This window comes from Daejeonella sp. (genome assembly GCF_036405355.1).
Taxonomy (GTDB): Bacteria; Bacteroidota; Bacteroidia; order Sphingobacteriales; family Sphingobacteriaceae; genus Daejeonella.
Map to the genome: position 1 here is coordinate 1 of NZ_DASWXT010000055.1, position 15,974 is coordinate 15,974.

17 protein-coding genes are annotated in these 15,974 nt (G+C 41.4%); 13 read left to right on the forward strand and 4 right to left on the reverse strand.

Annotated features, from left to right (window positions below):
- Positions 1-241: 241 nt before the first annotated feature.
- Positions 242-1,765: a CocE/NonD family hydrolase gene (locus VGE44_RS06870; RefSeq protein WP_331077283.1), complete on the forward strand. Its 1,524-nt coding sequence runs from the start codon at positions 242-244 to the stop codon at positions 1,763-1,765.
- A 343-nt stretch (positions 1,766-2,108) separates the two neighbouring features.
- Positions 2,109-3,086: a hypothetical protein gene (locus tag VGE44_RS06875; RefSeq protein ID WP_331077285.1), complete on the forward strand. Its 978-nt coding sequence runs from the start codon at positions 2,109-2,111 to the stop codon at positions 3,084-3,086.
- 191 nt (positions 3,087-3,277) lie between these two features.
- Here VGE44_RS06875 and VGE44_RS06880 read toward each other — a convergent pair whose 3' ends face one another.
- Entirely contained in the window at positions 3,278-4,144 is an 867-nt protein-coding gene (locus VGE44_RS06880) for an alpha/beta hydrolase family protein (RefSeq protein WP_331077287.1), read from the reverse strand.
- Between the two features lie 604 nt (positions 4,145-4,748).
- On the opposite strand from VGE44_RS06880, the gene VGE44_RS06885 reads away from it, so the two are divergent.
- The 7 genes from VGE44_RS06885 (at position 4,749) to VGE44_RS06915 (ending at position 10,040) form a co-directional block, all read left to right on the forward strand.
- Entirely contained in the window at positions 4,749-5,870 is a 1,122-nt protein-coding gene (locus VGE44_RS06885; RefSeq protein ID WP_331077289.1) for an Acg family FMN-binding oxidoreductase, read from the forward strand.
- A 68-nt stretch (positions 5,871-5,938) separates the two neighbouring features.
- A complete protein-coding gene (locus VGE44_RS06890) occupies positions 5,939-6,301 on the forward strand; it encodes a hypothetical protein (RefSeq protein WP_331077291.1) in 363 nt (120 codons plus the stop codon).
- Between the two features lie 32 nt (positions 6,302-6,333).
- Positions 6,334-6,750 carry a hypothetical protein gene (locus VGE44_RS06895; RefSeq protein ID WP_331077293.1) on the forward strand — a complete coding sequence of 139 codons (417 nt, stop codon included), beginning with the start codon at positions 6,334-6,336 and terminating at the stop codon, positions 6,748-6,750.
- Between the two features lie 427 nt (positions 6,751-7,177).
- Positions 7,178-7,744, forward strand: a complete 567-nt coding sequence (locus tag VGE44_RS06900) for a sigma-70 family RNA polymerase sigma factor (protein ID WP_331077296.1) — start codon at positions 7,178-7,180, stop codon at positions 7,742-7,744.
- A gap of 11 nt (positions 7,745-7,755) precedes the next feature.
- Positions 7,756-8,064 carry a hypothetical protein gene (locus VGE44_RS06905; protein WP_331077298.1) on the forward strand — a complete coding sequence of 103 codons (309 nt, stop codon included), beginning with the start codon at positions 7,756-7,758 and terminating at the stop codon, positions 8,062-8,064.
- A gap of 133 nt (positions 8,065-8,197) precedes the next feature.
- Positions 8,198-8,413: a hypothetical protein gene (locus VGE44_RS06910; protein ID WP_331077300.1), complete on the forward strand. Its 216-nt coding sequence runs from the start codon at positions 8,198-8,200 to the stop codon at positions 8,411-8,413.
- A gap of 85 nt (positions 8,414-8,498) precedes the next feature.
- Positions 8,499-10,040: a SulP family inorganic anion transporter gene (locus VGE44_RS06915; RefSeq protein ID WP_331077302.1), complete on the forward strand. Its 1,542-nt coding sequence runs from the start codon at positions 8,499-8,501 to the stop codon at positions 10,038-10,040.
- A 343-nt stretch (positions 10,041-10,383) separates the two neighbouring features.
- Here the strand turns inward: VGE44_RS06915 and VGE44_RS06920 are convergent, their stop codons facing one another.
- A complete protein-coding gene (locus VGE44_RS06920) occupies positions 10,384-10,695 on the reverse strand; it encodes a hypothetical protein (RefSeq protein WP_331077305.1) in 312 nt (103 codons plus the stop codon).
- Between the two features lie 1,076 nt (positions 10,696-11,771).
- On the opposite strand from VGE44_RS06920, the gene VGE44_RS06925 reads away from it, so the two are divergent.
- The 3 genes from VGE44_RS06925 (at position 11,772) to VGE44_RS06935 (ending at position 13,610) form a co-directional block, all read left to right on the forward strand.
- Positions 11,772-11,996, forward strand: coding sequence for a CDGSH iron-sulfur domain-containing protein (locus VGE44_RS06925; protein WP_305363207.1), 225 nt, complete (start codon positions 11,772-11,774; stop codon positions 11,994-11,996).
- 63 nt (positions 11,997-12,059) lie between these two features.
- Entirely contained in the window at positions 12,060-12,938 is an 879-nt protein-coding gene (locus VGE44_RS06930) for an OmpA/MotB family protein (RefSeq protein ID WP_331077311.1), read from the forward strand.
- A 168-nt stretch (positions 12,939-13,106) separates the two neighbouring features.
- Entirely contained in the window at positions 13,107-13,610 is a 504-nt protein-coding gene (locus tag VGE44_RS06935) for a hypothetical protein (RefSeq protein ID WP_331077313.1), read from the forward strand.
- 16 nt (positions 13,611-13,626) lie between these two features.
- Here VGE44_RS06935 and VGE44_RS06940 read toward each other — a convergent pair whose 3' ends face one another.
- On the reverse strand, positions 13,627-13,794 hold the full coding sequence (locus VGE44_RS06940; protein WP_331077315.1) for a hypothetical protein: 168 nt from the start codon (positions 13,792-13,794) through the stop codon (positions 13,627-13,629).
- A gap of 461 nt (positions 13,795-14,255) precedes the next feature.
- On the opposite strand from VGE44_RS06940, the gene VGE44_RS06945 reads away from it, so the two are divergent.
- The gene (locus tag VGE44_RS06945; protein WP_331077317.1) at positions 14,256-15,221 is read left to right on the forward strand and encodes an isopenicillin N synthase family dioxygenase; all 966 of its coding nucleotides are present in this window, start codon (positions 14,256-14,258) and stop codon (positions 15,219-15,221) included.
- A gap of 266 nt (positions 15,222-15,487) precedes the next feature.
- Here VGE44_RS06945 and VGE44_RS06950 read toward each other — a convergent pair whose 3' ends face one another.
- Positions 15,488-15,973 (reverse strand): hypothetical protein, encoded by a 486-nt coding sequence (locus tag VGE44_RS06950; RefSeq protein ID WP_331077319.1) that lies wholly within the window; start codon positions 15,971-15,973, stop codon positions 15,488-15,490.
- Position 15,974: the final 1 nt, after the last annotated feature.

A 15,974-nucleotide genomic window follows, 5' to 3' on the forward strand; every position in this document is an offset into this window, starting at 1 on the left:
GGGGGTCACTGGTTCGAACCCAGTATCTCCCACAAAACAAAACCCTTCAGATTAATTTCTGAGGGGTTTTTTTATTTTACCTGGTTCAGAGCATTCCGATTACATCGGAAGGGTCAAGGTTCCAACCTGCTACAATTTGTTAAAAGCATACTTTGACTTCATTAATCTTAAGTAAATTAACCTGCAACTTATCAGGCATTACAATCGTCTATAATCTATAAGCTTATCAATATACCACGTTATGATCAGATTTACTATTGCATTTATCTTCCTCTCTACCATTTGCTTCGCCCAAACCTCGCTTAAGGAAATTCAACTTGAAAATGGCAGCTATACTGTCGGGTTCAAACATTTCATTGTGAATGATTCCTCCAGAACATATACGAGAGCTTCTGACTGGAATGGGAAGGCAGTTTATAGACCGATAAGCGTTAGTATATGGTATCCGGGTACAATTGACCCAAGGGTAAGAATGGCGAGTACCAGCGTGTTAGACTATATGCGTATCCTTAAGGAAGAAGAAGAGTGGGAGCATTTGCCCGATGAGCAGATTCTTAATTGGTTCTACTATTCAAACAGTCCAGATAATCAAAGGCATTTAAGTGAACGCTCAGCAGCATATCGGAACTTAACTCCTGTTGGGGAAACTTTCCCGGTCATAGTGTACTCTGCAAGCTATCAAGCTTCTTCGATAGAGAACTTTTTGTTGTGTGAATACTTAGCAAGTCATGGTTACATTGTGATATCTGCACCAAGTCTTGGGACTAATACTAAACCTTTGGAAGGCGGAACAGTTAAGGACATGGAAACGCAGGCAAGGGATGCAGAGTTCCTAATAAAAGAAGCCTTGAAGAATAAGCAGGCTGATGCAAATAATATTGCCCTGATGGGCTTCAGTTTTGGTGGAATGTCAAACAGTCTGGTTAAGATGCGTAATGGGATGATTAAGGCCATAGTGAGTTTAGATGGTAGCGAGCGATACCAATATGCCACCTTATCGAAATCTCCGTACTTTAATCCTGATCGCATCAATGTGCCTTATATTCATCTGTCTCAAAAAGAGATTCCAAAAGATATAATGGAAGAACAGAAGCTTGATCCCAGGTTGAACACGGAATTTCTGTTGTATGATACATTGAAAAACAGTAAAGCTTACAAGTTAAAACTTCATCACATGACACATGCATATTTCAGTACACTGGGTGTGCTGTTCAATGAGAGGGATAAACGACAGGATAAGAGTGATGAAGAAATTATGGGCTCCTATCGTCTCATGTCCAGGTACGCATTAACATTCCTAAATGCCTATCTTAAGAACGATAGCAAGGGCCTGGCCTTTTTATCAAAGCATCCTGAATCTAATGATATCGAGTCCGGTCTCGTCAGTAAAGAAGTTAAAAATCCTATAGTTAAGTCATTCAGGTTTGAAGACTTTAACAATATTGCGAAATCACGGCAATACAATGGACTTGATGAACTGTCTGAGCAGTTAGTTAAACAGTACCCAGGGTTTAAGCTTTCAGAAGGCAGTTTAAATAACCTCGGTTTACAGCTATTATTCAATAAAGAAACCTCAGACAATGGCATCAAGGTATTCCTGTTTGCCACAACGTTGTATCCAAAATCAGCAAACCTGTTTGATAGCCTTGCAGAAGGTTACTTGTATGTGGGTAATAAGGCTTTAGCAATTTCTAATTTTAAGAAATCGCTTAGCCTAGATCCATCCAACCAGAATGCGATTAACAGATTGAAAGAACTGGAGTAAATGAACACAGCTTCATTCCCTCCACTCATCCCATCCTCTGATTGCGGCTTGACGAGGGAAGGTTCGAACCCAGTATCTCCCACATCGGCCGCCGAAGCTTTAGTGAAGGTGGTCATCATAACGAAACCCTTCGGATTAATTTCTGAGGGGTTTTTTGTTTTATCACTAAGGCACAACATCTCTGATCTTTTTGTTTGTACCTCTCTGGTTAATTTTTGTCAGGATGATAGCTTTCTGAATATTATTTTAGCCTTTATTGAAACTTTTATTATTTATATTCATATAAAAGAAAGATATCGGGTATAGTTAATTCAATATTTATAATTTCATAAGCCCTACTAACATGTTTTCCCGTTCAAAAAAGGCACAGTTTACACCTTCAGGCACTGAAGCAGTACAGCAAAAAGGTATTTCAATGCCTGCAGTGCCGTATTTAAAGGCTTCTTTGGGTAAGAGCGAGAAGGTGACTCAGCTTATGTATAACAACAGTGCAGGCCGTGGCCAATTCTGGCATGCCCGCAATGCTTTGGCACCCGGAGAACGCAGGTTTGATCCAACAGACTTACCTGCAGACTTTAAGCAGAAATCATGGCGTGGCAACCCCTTACCTCAAGACCGGATTTCGGCATTTATAAGTAACGGAAGGCTTGACGCATCATTACCGGATAATTTGGCGAAACAGGCTTATTTAGGACCGGCAGGGCGTGGGGAGCGACCAATAAACATAGAACTACACGACCGGATTTATTCTGAACATGTCGCTGAAACCAATTCAAAAGCAGAGGATGAATCGCTTCGCAGATATAATGAAGCACCGGGTAGTTTAGGCCTGAATTATCCACGCACTTTCAGTTGGGTAATCGGGGGAGCAAAATCAGAGTTCCGATCTGCGGCACGTTCTCAAATTAATGCCGGAAAGGCAGTCGCCAGTATATATGGCGGAGCTCAGCAGCTTGGTCTTAACTTAACTTTGTCAACCCGTCAGGTGGACCTTGAACGGAAGTCGTTTAAAACCCGGCCTGAAGCAATACATGCTGGTGCAAAATCTATTATGGCAGAAGAGGGAAGTTCAGTAAGGGTTACCGGTGTAGTAATTGAAAAAGGCGGAGGTAATGCAGTATCTTCATTTACGGGGCCATGGAATGTTGCAAATAATACATGGCAGGTCTATCATTATGCTGCCGGAGGTGCCAATGGAGCAGATGCTTTACTATCTGCAAACAAATTGGTAGGATATAGAAGTCCGGCTCATGGTACAGAAGCATTAATCAATGCTACTGAAATGCCACATGCAGGAGTTGCAGAAGCTGGTTTTGAATAATCTAATTCACCTTTCCATTTGGCATCAAATGGGGCATTTCCTTCTTTAGCTCCCTGCTTCTGTAAGTATTACTTAGAAATTGAAAATGAGAGTGAAGTGAAACAAATTAGCGGATAGTCCAAATTCACAAAACTCAGCCTATACTTTTATACCAGGCAGGTAAATACTCGAGCCTAAACTGCCACCTCCATTTAAGAAGCCCTAAACGCTCTCGAAACAAACTCCAGCACTTTTGGAAGTGCCGTTCTCCAATAGGTCCAGTTATGCCCGCCATCATTTATCCTGAATTCGTGTGGGATTTCTTTTTTGAGCATGGCTCTGTGGGCAAGGTAGTTTCCTTCTTCAAGGTAGTCATCGTCGCCACAGTCGATATACCATTTAACGGCCTTTTTCTGATCGTCTGGTATATTGTTAATTAAGGAAATGGCATTATGTTGTTCGTAATACTTCGAAACAACCGAATCTGCTAATTTCAATTCTTCTGCTTTCAGTCTTAATTTGGCAGTTTCGAGGTTCGCCGGACCAACATAAGCGCTGATTGGATAGGCCGCAGAAAATAGTTCCGGATGGCGCAGAGCATACATGAAAGTCCCGCCACCACCCATTGAAAGTCCGGAAATGGCACGCGAACGTTTTATGGATTTAACGCGGTATTTTTTCTCAATAAAAGGGATCAGCTCCTGGAAAAAGAAATCTTCATAATTCCAGTCGCCGAGGATATCATTAAAATAACCGCTTCTGCCACTTGTTGCATCAGGCATCACAATAATCATTGGAGTGGCATTTCCACTATTGATGGCATGGTCAGCAATTTGCTGAAGATCGCCATAATCAATCCAGTTTGCCTGATCTCCACCCTGTCCGTGCAATAAATACAACACGGGGTATGATCGATGCGAAGAATCGTAATCAGCCGGCAGATAGATAGCATATTTGCGATCTGATTTTAAGATTTTAGAATTCAGGATCTGATTATCAAATACCTTTCCGTTTTGTGCAGAGAGAAATGCAGGCAATACCAGCAGGAAAGAAAGAAGAAGGGTGGACGATTTTTTCATGGTTGCATTTTATGCATGTAATATAGTACTTATTGGAATAAATTTACTTCCCAAATCTTGTATGAAAGGTAATGCATGAAAGTACTGATATCAGGTTTTGATGTCCGATTCCGGCCTCTGAGCAGGAATCTCATTATTCTCTCGCCTGTTAGATTGTGATTTCAGCGGGGGCCGCCACCTCCTTAAATGGCGCCCACCTTCCAGCGGTCTCTACTGATTTTCAAGTGGCAGGAAGTCTTCTGTTTGCCCTTGGAATACAAATTACAACAGCGAATTACCAGCACCGGGCATTCAGCATTTTTTCACCATATAGCCCTTAACTTTATTTAATTCCTTCTCCCTTTAAGCGCCTGGTTCTAAGCTGATACTTATGATCGAAATCAAACCTTTCAATGACCAATGTCATTATTATCAGGCATTTAAATCGCCAGATTTACAATCTGTAAAAACTTTTTTACTAAAAGCTGCGGGACCTAAGGGATAAACTGTTGAAAAATTGCATGATTTGTTTTGCTGGATCCTGTTAAGCTCATTGTACAGAACCAGATTAAACTGTTGGCTTAAAACTGTGACCGCTCATATTCTTTTATATATCGTAACCATTATGAACAGAAGAACATTTTTAGGTGTAGCAGGTGGGTCATTCCTTATTGCCGGTGCAACTTATTATGCCTTCAGCGATAAAAGCAATTTTGTCAGGGCCGATCTGAAACCTGATAGCAATGTTAAAACCGGCTTAACACCTGATCAACGGCAGATAGCATACCTTGCCTCTCTGGCCCCCAGCGGTCATAATACACAACCCTGGATGATCAGGTTCATTGAACCTCTGCATTGGATCATTTGTAATGATAAAAGAAAATGGTTGCCTGCTGTTGACCCGATGCAAAGGGAAACGATATTATCCATTGGGGCCTTTATTCAAAATTTAGAGTATGCCGCTCATAGTCTTGGCTATCGGTGTGAATTCAGTTTAATGGCCAACACCAATCAGGACGAAAATGTGATGGAAGTAAAACTGATCAGGTCGGGCAGTAAGCTTAGGTATAATGCCGAACGTATTGTTCAACGCAGGACTGTCAGATCCAATATACTTTCTGTTGACTTAAGGGCAGAAGATGTCAAACTTCTCATTGATAATGAACCTGATCTCATTCACTTCATTCCCCGAACGGATAAAGCATATCATGTTCTTAATGAGCAAACCATCGAATCAAATAAGATTCAGTCGTACCGTGAGCCGGCACAAAAAGAACTGGCTGACTGGATCAGGTTTTCAAGTAAGGATGCTGAACTCTACCGGGATGGACTCAGTACCGGCAGTATGGAAATAGAGGGCATAGCCGGGTGGTTGGTCAGAAACTTTTATGGAAAATCTAATGTAATGGCTAAGAGCTTCAGGGATCAGAATATTAAACAGGTAGAGAAACAAGTAGCTTCATCCGCTGGCTGGTTTCTAATCACAAGTAAGGATGCTTCGGTAGGCAGCCTGATCGAAACCGGGAGGCGGATGCAAAGGTTGTTCCTGAAAGTAAGAGAAAAAAATATAGCCATACACCCAATGACCCAAATATTGGAAGAGCCATCAATTCATCAATCCTTTAACGTATCTGTTGGCATAATTGATCCGGTGCAGTTCATATTACGAACAGGTTATGTGAAAAAATATCCTGATCCGGTTTCATTGAGGCGGCCTGTTGAACGGTTTACACAATGGGTCACCTAGCAAACCCATTACATTTTTACCTGATGAAAAATAATATTGCTTAGAAATGTACTATTAAAGTAGGAAGTATGAATCAAAATGTTCCATCACGCGAGGAGGAAACAAACTTAACCCTGATCAAAATTGTACATACCTTAATATGGGTGTTTTTCAATTTTGTTATTTTTTATATGCTTTATGCTGTGATTAATAATAAATTGGATGTATGGCTTTGGCTGGGTTACGGACTCATTATTTTAGAAGGTCTCGTCTTGCTGATCTTTAATATGATGTGCCCATTAACCATAATGGCCCGTAAATATTCCTCATCCCACAAACATAATTTCGATATCTATCTGCCCGAATGGCTCGCAAAGTATAATAAGCAAATCTATTCCGGCATTGTACTCATTACCCTGGTGCTTACAGCATATCAGCTTTACATGAAATGAAAATAAGAGCTTTATATTTTTTAATTTTTTTGATGGTTTTTTTGGGCTTAGGTGCCATTGGCGGCGGCGGAGTGCTGATCCTCTCACCATCAGGAGAACTAATGGGAATGCCGCTGTCTTTGCTGGATCATTCGCCTTTTACCAGTTTTTTGATACCGGGTATCGTCCTGTTTACTTTTCTTGGCCTCGGCCCGTTCCTGCTGATATTCGCATTATTAAAGAAACCCGAAAGCAGCTTCGCTGAAATGCTCAATTGCTTTAGGGATATGCACTGGTCCTGGACTTTTAGCGTCTATATGGCCTTTATTTTAATTATCTGGATACAGGTCCAAATGGTATTTATTCAGGCCGTCAGCTGGCTGCATGCCTTTTACATCTTTTTAGCCCTGCTTATACTTTTTGTTTGCTTATTACCGGGATTGAGGAAAGAGTTTAAAAAGGCAGATTAACAAATATTAAGATCATATTGTCTGGTTAGAATGAGGTTCCAGCTTTCGCTGGATCAGATAGCTATCGGATGACAATCCGGGGGGTGGAATAGGGAGATTCCGGCCTTCGCCGGAATCTGAGTGGTATTGTTACTAGTGCTTTTTGGGGCCCTTCGATCCTGACGAAAGTCAGGATCTCCCCAATACTAAAAAAATGCATGTCATTCCAGTGAAAGCTGGAACCTCCCTAATCTTAAATAATGACATTTCCCCCTTCAGGGTCGAAGAACAAAATTTTTACCGGATCACCCTGATCATTATCAACCCGATAGCTATCAAGTGTCAATTGGTTTAAGCTTTGAACCCTTATAACCAGTATTGAAAAAAAATAAAAATAATTTGAAATGTTTTAACCCCTCAATCGTCTACTTAATAAACCCGCAATAAATTGACAGCAGTCGTAATACCCAAGGAGAAGAACCAGCGTATTTTACAAACGATAAAATCGTATGGTAAGGGGCTTATGGGCTTTATCAGGAGCAAGGTTAATAGTGAAGAGGATGCGGAGGATATTATTCAGGACGTTTGGTACCAGTTTACTGCAATAGTAAATTCTGAGCCGATTGAACAAACAGGCGCCTGGCTATACCGGGTGGCCCGGAACAAGATTATCGACAAGCATAAAAAGAAAAAAGAAGAGCTGTTTGATAACCTGAATGATGACGAAGAGGATGATACACCGGATTTCAGGGCTATGCTCCTCACAGAGGCAAACACTCCTGAAACTGAGTACTTCCGTAACATGTTCTGGGAGCAGTTATTTCTTGCTCTGGAGGAGCTGCCCAAAGAGCAGCAGCAGATCTTCATCTGGCAGGAGCTGGACAATATCCCCTTCCAGAAAATAGCAGAAACTACCGGGGAAAACATTCAGACCCTGGTGACACGCAAGCGCTATGCTGTACTGCATCTGCGCAAGCGCTTAAAACAATTGTATAATGAGATTAATGATTATTAAATTTTAGAATTATGAAGAAGATATTTTACAAAGGCCGTTTTGTGTTTTTTCCGCTGATCGGGATTGCCTTTCTTTCTCTGGTAAGCTATGTAGTGATGCTGCTCTGGAACAATTTGCTTCCCGAGATCCTCGGTGTAAGGTCCATTACATTCTGGCAGGCGATGGGAATATTTATCCTGTCCAAGATCCTTTTCGGTTTCGGCAAGGGTGGCAAAATGGGCTCCTCCTGGAAGCGCGGAAGAATGGCCGAACGCTTTAAGGAAATGACTCCCGAAGAGCAGGAGCAGTTTAAAGCGAAAATGCAGCATTGGAAATGCTGAATTTTAATGCAGAGTTCACAATTTCATACAGAGCGTGCGGAGAGAAAATAATCCTTCAGATAAATAAACTTTATTCTTAATGCACCCTGAGGTAAAATCTCTAAGCATCCCCGAAGCGGATAAACATCGAATTATGGAAGTTTTGATATTTAAAACCAATGCAAGCAAGCAATCTGAAGTGAGCAGCCTTCAAAATCTGCTTAGCAGATTTGCTCACATTATAGAGGTAAGTGTAGATCTGGAAGATTGCGATAAGGTGCTGCGGATAGTGGGCGATAATCCTTCGCCCACACAGATTCAATTATTGGTTAGCTCATTGGGCCTGACCTGTTCAGTGATGGAAGATTAAGCTTGTCGGGTAAAATGAGGCAGCAGGTTGTTTGCTTTTGAGAAACTCATTTAGTAATTAAGGCCATATATTTCTACTTTTGGGGATGAAGCCCTACCTACGCCTGTTTGACTTTTCGCAAAAGGTTAATTACAAGATTGAAATACTGGCCGGTCTTACCGTAGCAATGACTATGCTGCCTGAATCCCTGTCATTCGCTATACTGGCTGGTTTCCCTCCCTTAACCGGCTTATACGCGGCTTTTATTATGGGTTTGGTTACCTCAATATTTGGGGGCAGACCGGGTTTGATCTCGGGCGGTGCAGGAGCAACGGTGGTGGTATTAATAGCACTGATGAAATCTAACGGACTGGAATATGTTTTCGCAGCAGTGGCTTTGGCAGGGGCAATTCAAATTCTGGTTGGCTTATTCCGTTTGGGTAAGTTTATTCGTCTGGTGCCGCAGCCGGTGATGTACGGCTTTGTTAACGGACTGGCGGTTATTATTTTCATGGCCCAACTGCAGCAGTTTAAAACCGTCACTAACGGACAGGAAACCTGGTTATCGGGTTCGCCGCTTTATATCATGGCAGGATTGGTTGCCCTGACTATCGCTATTGTTGTTTTATTACCCCGGATTACCAAAGCTGTGCCACCTTCCCTGGTTGCAATTATTGTGGTCTTTTTCATTGTTCTTGGTTTCGGGATTGAAACTAAAATGGTAAAAGATATTGCATCAGTAAGCGGGGGCTTTCCGCCTTTCCACATTCCATTGGTGCCATTTGAATGGGAAACGCTTGATATCATATTTCCCTATGCCCTCATTATGGCAGGGGTTGGATTAACCGAGGGATTGCTTACCCTTAACCTTGTAGATGAGATGACTTCCACCCGGGGCAATGGTAACCGCGAAGCTTTAGCGCAGGGGAGTGCAAACATCCTGAATGGCTTTTTCTTCGGTATGGGCGGATGTCCGATGATTGCACAGACTTTAGTGAATCTTTCTGCGGGTGCGAGAGCCCGCTTATCAGGTATTGTTGCTTCATTAACCATTCTGGCAATTATCTTATTTGCTGCACCTCTTATTGAACTTGTGCCGATGGCCGCCCTAACCGGTGTAATGATTATGGTAGCTATTGGGACATTTGAATGGATAAGCTTTCGCATAATCAATAAAATGCCGAAGCAGGATGTATTTGTGGGCATCCTGGTAGCCTTAATTACTATATGGCTTCATAATCTGGCATTAGCTGTTCTGATCGGTGTGATTATATCTGCACTGGTATTCGCCTGGGAAAGTGCCAAGCGAATAAGAGCCAGGAAATACACCGATGAAGCAGGGGTAAAGCACTATGAGATTTTCGGCCCTCTGTTCTTCGGCTCTGTAACCGCTTTTAATGAAAAGTTTGATGTGTCCGGTGACCCGGAAGTGGTGGTAATTGATTTTAAAGAGAGCAGGGTTTCGGATATGTCGGGAATTGATGCGCTGAACAAATTAACAGAACGCTATCACAAGGCAGGCAAAAAGTTACATCTAAAACACCTGAGTCAGGATTGCCGCACCCTGCTTAAGAATGCTGATGGTATCATCGATGTGAATATAATGGAAGATCCAGCTTATCACGTTGCTGTTGAGAAGCTTTTGTAGAAAGAGGAGGATACTACCGCTGTGTTCGAAATGACGGGAACGAACCACCTGTCATTTCGAATGAGCGGCATGGATTTTTGTACTTAGAACTATTCCTAACGCGAAGAGAAATCTGTTGATGCTATTCAAAGGTTTTAAAGAAAAGAAAACCCATCATGAGATGCTCTGCCTGAAACAACAGATTTCTCCACAGCATAAATTATTAGCTTAAGAGGACGATACTACTGCTGTGTTCGAAATGACGGAGAGAGCATAACAACCCTGCAAAAAAGCATTATTAAGCAATGCTTAATTGATGAATCATGGGACCTTTGTACAGGAGAAACAGCTAAAATTTAACTGTTTATTCTGATTTTTTGACCAGTTTGGTAATTTCCAGAACACCATCGGTGATTGAACCGGTAACGGTTACCTCTTCTCCGACAAAGTTTTCGGCTTTTTTGGTGTCTTTGATCGCATAAACTTTATCACCACTTACAAAAACGATTTTGGCGCCTTTCTTTACGCATTCTTTTGCGCAGGCAGCATGACCTTTGTTATTGCCCTTTGCACCGCATTTATCATCTGAGATAAATCCGGTCCATTCTCCTTTGTCAAAGGCATTGGCAGCTGTGAAGAACAGAGCTACTACAAGAAGTATTAGGTACTTTTTCATATGGGTTGGTTTTTTTGCATATTAAAAGTAATTCTTTTTCCATAATTTTCAAATAGTTCATTTTTCAGTTGAAACAGATTTTCGCGAATTCTCAATCAGATAGCTATCGGGTCTCCATTCCCAATTTCACATCATATTTATCCACTTAAAAATAGTGTAACATTTAGTATATCTCTATTAAGGCTTTTCAAATTAATATTTTAGCTAATTTCAAAATAAACTGCCCCGCTCAACCTTGCCTCCCTCCATTGCCGGGGGGCGAATTCCTTTTGAAGGCCAAAAGGAACAAAAGCCTTCTTCAATCCCTAGGTGCCTTGGCCACAATCCTCCGCACATCAAAAAAACAGGGATCGCTGCTTTTGGGGGATAGCAATATTTGAAAGCATTCCGGTTATGATCCCAAAATCTGATGCTCGGAGGTGCTTTTTGAAAGAATCTGCTACTTTTTTTGATTTTGCTGTCACTGGGGATTGAATCGTCCTTCGGGTCAGCTAATGTGATATGAACGGTGGTTGGGATAGTGCTTGGGCCTACAACCGATCATAAATTACCGTCATTGCCGATTGCAGGGATCGGCATTCCGGGATTTGGCAGGAAAGGCGCAATAATCCTTGCACTATCTTTCATAAATCACTTCAGCTAAGTAATCCGGAGAAGTGGTGCAGATCCTTTCATTTGTTAATTAACATTGATACGGCTCGGATTACACCGATAGGATTAAGTGTGGATTTACAATGCCGAAGGCATGGCTTTGCTACAAATACCGGGAAGCCGCGGCTCTTTTGCTTAATTCCCAGCCCGCCCGGCTGAAGCCGTTCGGACGGGCTGCAGGGAAATTAAGTGCCCTTCCGCCGCAAAGGCGGTCTAATTTCATAATTAAGCATAAATTTTATTTTTACCCGATACTAGTGATTCTCAATTCTTCACCCAATAGCTATCGGTTCCCAATTGCCAATTTCCTATTTCCTATTCCCCATTCTCAATTCTCCACTCTCAATTCTTAATTTCCCCTAATACCTATTTCCTATTCCCCATTTCCTATTCCCAATTCCCTATCTTTACCCCAAAAAACAATCATGTCAAAAACAAAACTTACAATCAATAGTAATGGTTCGGTAAAAATAGAAGGCGATTTTGAGATCGTTGACCGGAATGGTGGGGTATATGGCTTGCAGGGCCGTACGGTTCTATCCATCTGTCGCTGCGGACTTTCAAAAAACAAACCATTCTGTGACGGATCACATAACGGACATTTCGAGCACGATGCAATAGCATTTGACCTTCCTCCGAAAAAGGTTTAGTATATATTTTTTTGTTGCGGCACCTTTTTTGTAGATTCATATTGTTAAATAAGATTAATAATTATGAAGATTAAAGGATTTATAGCTGTACTTATGTCGGTAGCATTAGTATCGCAATCTTGCGTCAGTACTAAGAAATATACTGCATTGCAAGCCAGTCAGAGCCAGTTACAAAGCAGTTATAACCTGCTTCAGGAAAGTAATCGTGATCTTGACAGGAAGTATCAGACTAGTCAGAAGGAGCTGTCGGCGGCAATCGTCAGGGTGAAAAGTCTGGAAGAGCAGATCGCTTCAGAGAAGTCGAATATCGCTTCATTGCAGGATGCGCTCAACAAATGTTTAACCTCCAGTAATCAGGGGAATGTGAATATTTCCAAACTGGTGGATGAGATCAATAGCTCGAATAAATACATCCAGCAACTGGTAAATACCAAAAACAAGAATGATTCACTGAACCTGGTTCTAACCAATAATCTAACCCGCTCTTTGAGCAGGGAAGAAATGAAGGATGTTGAAGTTCAGGTATTAAAAGGGGTTGTTTATATTTCCCTTTCGGATAATATGCTGTACAGATCAGGCAGTTATATGATCTCAGAAAAGGCGGGTGAGATATTGGGTAAGGTTGCCAAAATCATCAAAGATTATGAGGGATATGAGGTATTAATTGAAGGTAATACGGATAATGTGCCTATTTCAATGACGAATATCCGTAATAACTGGGATCTGAGTACTTTGAGAGCTTCTTCAGTTGTACAGGCTTTGCAAAACACCTATGGTGTGGATCCTAAACGACTTACTGCAGGTGGAAGAGGGGAGTACAATCCGGTTGCAGGTAATGATACGGAAGCCGGAAAGGCTAAAAACAGAAGAACACAGATCATCATTACACCAAAACTGGATCAGTTTATGGAATTGATCGGGAAAGCTCCTGAAAGTAAATAATATTCCGGTTTAGCCGGAATAGGATTAAAATAATGCAGGCCTTTCACGAATGTGGAGGGCCTGTTTTTAAAGGTTTAGACTGGGTAACTAATCTGCCGGTACTGCTTATCAGGCATTTAGGTGATCTCATTTTTTAATTATTTACCTTTGTTTTAAAATAAAATATAAATGCGCTCCTCAGTTTTGATTTTTTTTCTGCTGCTGTTCTCTATAGAAACCTTTTCGCAGGCTCCGGTTCTGGCTGTCAACAGGGTTGATAAGCGGACCAATGAGCATATCCGTCAAACTTCCATGTACCTGTTTAAAGATGGTGGGGGTGTTACCAAACTGAGCTTCTCAATCAGGGCGCTTGATGATACCTATTTCTTGCTTTTGAACCTGCCGATTGCGGCAACGGTAAAACGCGGGACTGAAGTTAGCCTGATCATGGATAACGGACAGGCCGTTAAATTAACCTCCAATAATGATGTCATTTCTTTGAACGAAGCGGATATCAGTAAGCGGATGATGGTGTTTGATCTGGAACCTGATAAAGAGATTAAAGAACTCTTAAAGCAACCGGTTAAAACGATTTCGATTCCTACCGCTAATAAAGGGACTGTTGTTGTGAACTTACTGGCAAAAGATAAGGGCTATATCAGATCCGGAATTATACTTGCTCAGAAGAAATAAAGCTCTTTTTAACAGATCAGTGCTGTATCTCCTTATTTAATGGTTTGCTCAATACCTGATTAAAATCCTGGTCTTCAAGCTTATTAATCAATTCTGAAATCTCTTTCTTCATAAAAAAGCCAACCATCCTCTGCAGCTTTTTTAACATACTAATTGCGGCTTTGATTTTTTCCTGATCAGTCATGGAGTAAAATTATACTAAAAATATTAGTATTACAAGAGCGGGTTTTATTTTTTTGATGGGAGCATTGGAGTATAGGTTTTTTGTCATTGCGCATCGAAGCAATCCCCTGGCTATTATTACTAAATGTGATAAGATTGCTTCGTCGTGCCTCCTCGCAATCACAAGCGGCGATAGAAAGTGCCAAGGTTTGAATCAATTTTTATACTTTTACCAAACACCAAAAATGAAAACCCTCTTAATCCTCGCCATCCTTTTCATCATCATCCTCATGCTCGCCAGACTGAAGAAATTCCCTTTTTAGTCCTGATTCTGGCAAATTACCCTTGTCTTAATTTCTGTTTTTATAAAATGTTAATAACGTAAGTAATTTAATATCAATTAAATATCTTTTCATATTTTCAATATATCTTAGCTTATTCACAATTGCTTGTATATTTATTCCCTTAATTAACCAATTAATTATGTCAGCAGAAGTAAATATCCCCCGTCTTGATCTTGACGATTATATCAAGGGTACACCTGAGCAGAGAAAGCAATTTTCTGATAATATCGGCAAGGCTTTTAATGATACGGGATTTGTAACCATTGCCAATCATGGAATGACTCAGGAGCTAATCAATGAGCTGTATACTGAAGTAAAGAAATTCTTCAGCATGCCTGATGAGCAGAAACTAAAATATGAAATCCCTGAACTTGCCGGTCAGAGGGGTTATACCTCTAAGGGCAGGGAGAAGGCAAAAGATTCAAAAACCCCCGATCTGAAGGAATTCTGGCAGAGCGGACAGGTGGTTAGCGATGGCGATAGTGTGAAGGAGGAATATCCTGATAATGTTCAGGTAGAAGAGCTTCCCGGCTTCAATAAAGTAACCCGTGAGGTATATCAGCGTCTTGAATATGCCGGAAAGCATTTATTGAGGGCTATTGCAGTATACCTGAACCTTCCGGAAAATTATTTTGATGATAAAGTGCATAATGGTAACTCCATCTTAAGGGCTATACATTATTTCCCGATCGAAAATCCGGATAGCCTTCCAGCTGATGCAGTCCGTGCCGGAGCGCATGAGGATATTAACCTCATTACCTTATTGATTGGTGCCAGTGCGGATGGTTTAGAGGTTTTAACCCGCGACGGCCGCTGGTATCCGGTGAAGGCAAATGTTGAAGATATTGTAGTAAACGTTGGGGATATGCTGCAGCGTTTAACGAATAATAAACTGAAGTCCACTACTCACCGTGTGGTTAATCCTCCGCGTGAGTTGATGAAGACTTCAAGATTTTCAGTGCCTTTCTTCCTGCATCCAAAAGCAGATATGGATCTGACTGCACTGGACTCCTGTATCGATGCAGAACACCCGAAAGCGTATACAGACATCACTGCCGGTGAATACCTGGATGAACGCTTGAGGGAGATTGGTTTGAAGATGTAAGGGGAATTGAAGGGGGGGTATTGAAGGATTAGCTTCCGTCATTTCGAACACACCGGCAGCATTTTCTTCTTATGGTTGAAGTTTGTGGTGTGGAGAAATCTGTTAATGGGAGGCTGTGCTTTTGATCATGAGATTTCTCTTCGCGTTAATAATAGTTCTACGTACAATAATTCTTTTCGCTCATCGAAATGACGGGTGGAACGTTCAGCAGGACTTATAAATTCTCAGAAGCAGGATTTCCTGACAACTGACAACAGACAACAACCCTACTTCTTCATCTCCTTCTTAATACTCTGCTCCAGCTCTGCCTGCCGGTGAGTTCCAATGATGTACTTTAGTCCGTCGCGGTCAGTGAGTCTGACAGCATCTTTACCCCCTGCATAGAAATGAACTGTTCCTTTCTGATGAAGATTATAAACCGGATTATTGATAATATAAGAACTGTAAGGAACAGCCTCAACTTTAACGATACTATTCAAATCGATCTTAACCATTTTGGTGGTCCAGATGCCATCTAGCACAATACTTTTATTATTTACAGTGGTTTTGTAATGCAGTAAAAACATCATGATCACTGAGCCAATCAGTATACCAAAGCCAACTACAAGGAATAATTCTGCATTCTGACCCTGACTGCCCGAAAGGTAGTAAGCTCCAAAACAAAACAGAGCCAGCACCATACGGATACTTATGCGACCGTAATCGCGACCCAGGTATTGTTTTTCTAAGAAGGCTGGTTCGTTTTCTTCCATG

What these genes read in the sequence shown, in the direction of transcription:
- VGE44_RS06935 (WP_331077313.1), top strand. Translation starts at nt 13,107, where the DNA reads ATGCGCTCCTCAGTTTTGATTTTTTTTCTGCTGCTGTTCTCTATAGAA.
- VGE44_RS06885 (WP_331077289.1), top strand. Translation starts at nt 4,749, where the DNA reads ATGAACAGAAGAACATTTTTAGGTGTAGCAGGTGGGTCATTCCTTATT.
- VGE44_RS06950 (WP_331077319.1), bottom strand. Translation starts at nt 15,973, where the DNA reads ATGGAAGAAAACGAACCAGCCTTCTTAGAAAAACAATACCTGGGTCGC.
- VGE44_RS06920 (WP_331077305.1), bottom strand. Translation starts at nt 10,695, where the DNA reads ATGAAAAAGTACCTAATACTTCTTGTAGTAGCTCTGTTCTTCACAGCT.
- VGE44_RS06910 (WP_331077300.1), top strand. Translation starts at nt 8,198, where the DNA reads ATGGAAGTTTTGATATTTAAAACCAATGCAAGCAAGCAATCTGAAGTG.
- VGE44_RS06915 (WP_331077302.1), top strand. Translation starts at nt 8,499, where the DNA reads ATGAAGCCCTACCTACGCCTGTTTGACTTTTCGCAAAAGGTTAATTAC.
- VGE44_RS06895 (WP_331077293.1), top strand. Translation starts at nt 6,334, where the DNA reads ATGGTTTTTTTGGGCTTAGGTGCCATTGGCGGCGGCGGAGTGCTGATC.
- VGE44_RS06870 (WP_331077283.1), top strand. Translation starts at nt 242, where the DNA reads ATGATCAGATTTACTATTGCATTTATCTTCCTCTCTACCATTTGCTTC.
- VGE44_RS06940 (WP_331077315.1), bottom strand. Translation starts at nt 13,794, where the DNA reads ATGACTGATCAGGAAAAAATCAAAGCCGCAATTAGTATGTTAAAAAAG.
- VGE44_RS06875 (WP_331077285.1), top strand. Translation starts at nt 2,109, where the DNA reads ATGTTTTCCCGTTCAAAAAAGGCACAGTTTACACCTTCAGGCACTGAA.
- VGE44_RS06890 (WP_331077291.1), top strand. Translation starts at nt 5,939, where the DNA reads ATGAATCAAAATGTTCCATCACGCGAGGAGGAAACAAACTTAACCCTG.
- VGE44_RS06880 (WP_331077287.1), bottom strand. Translation starts at nt 4,144, where the DNA reads ATGAAAAAATCGTCCACCCTTCTTCTTTCTTTCCTGCTGGTATTGCCT.
- VGE44_RS06905 (WP_331077298.1), top strand. Translation starts at nt 7,756, where the DNA reads ATGAAGAAGATATTTTACAAAGGCCGTTTTGTGTTTTTTCCGCTGATC.
- VGE44_RS06930 (WP_331077311.1), top strand. Translation starts at nt 12,060, where the DNA reads ATGAAGATTAAAGGATTTATAGCTGTACTTATGTCGGTAGCATTAGTA.
- VGE44_RS06945 (WP_331077317.1), top strand. Translation starts at nt 14,256, where the DNA reads ATGTCAGCAGAAGTAAATATCCCCCGTCTTGATCTTGACGATTATATC.
- VGE44_RS06925 (WP_305363207.1), top strand. Translation starts at nt 11,772, where the DNA reads ATGTCAAAAACAAAACTTACAATCAATAGTAATGGTTCGGTAAAAATA.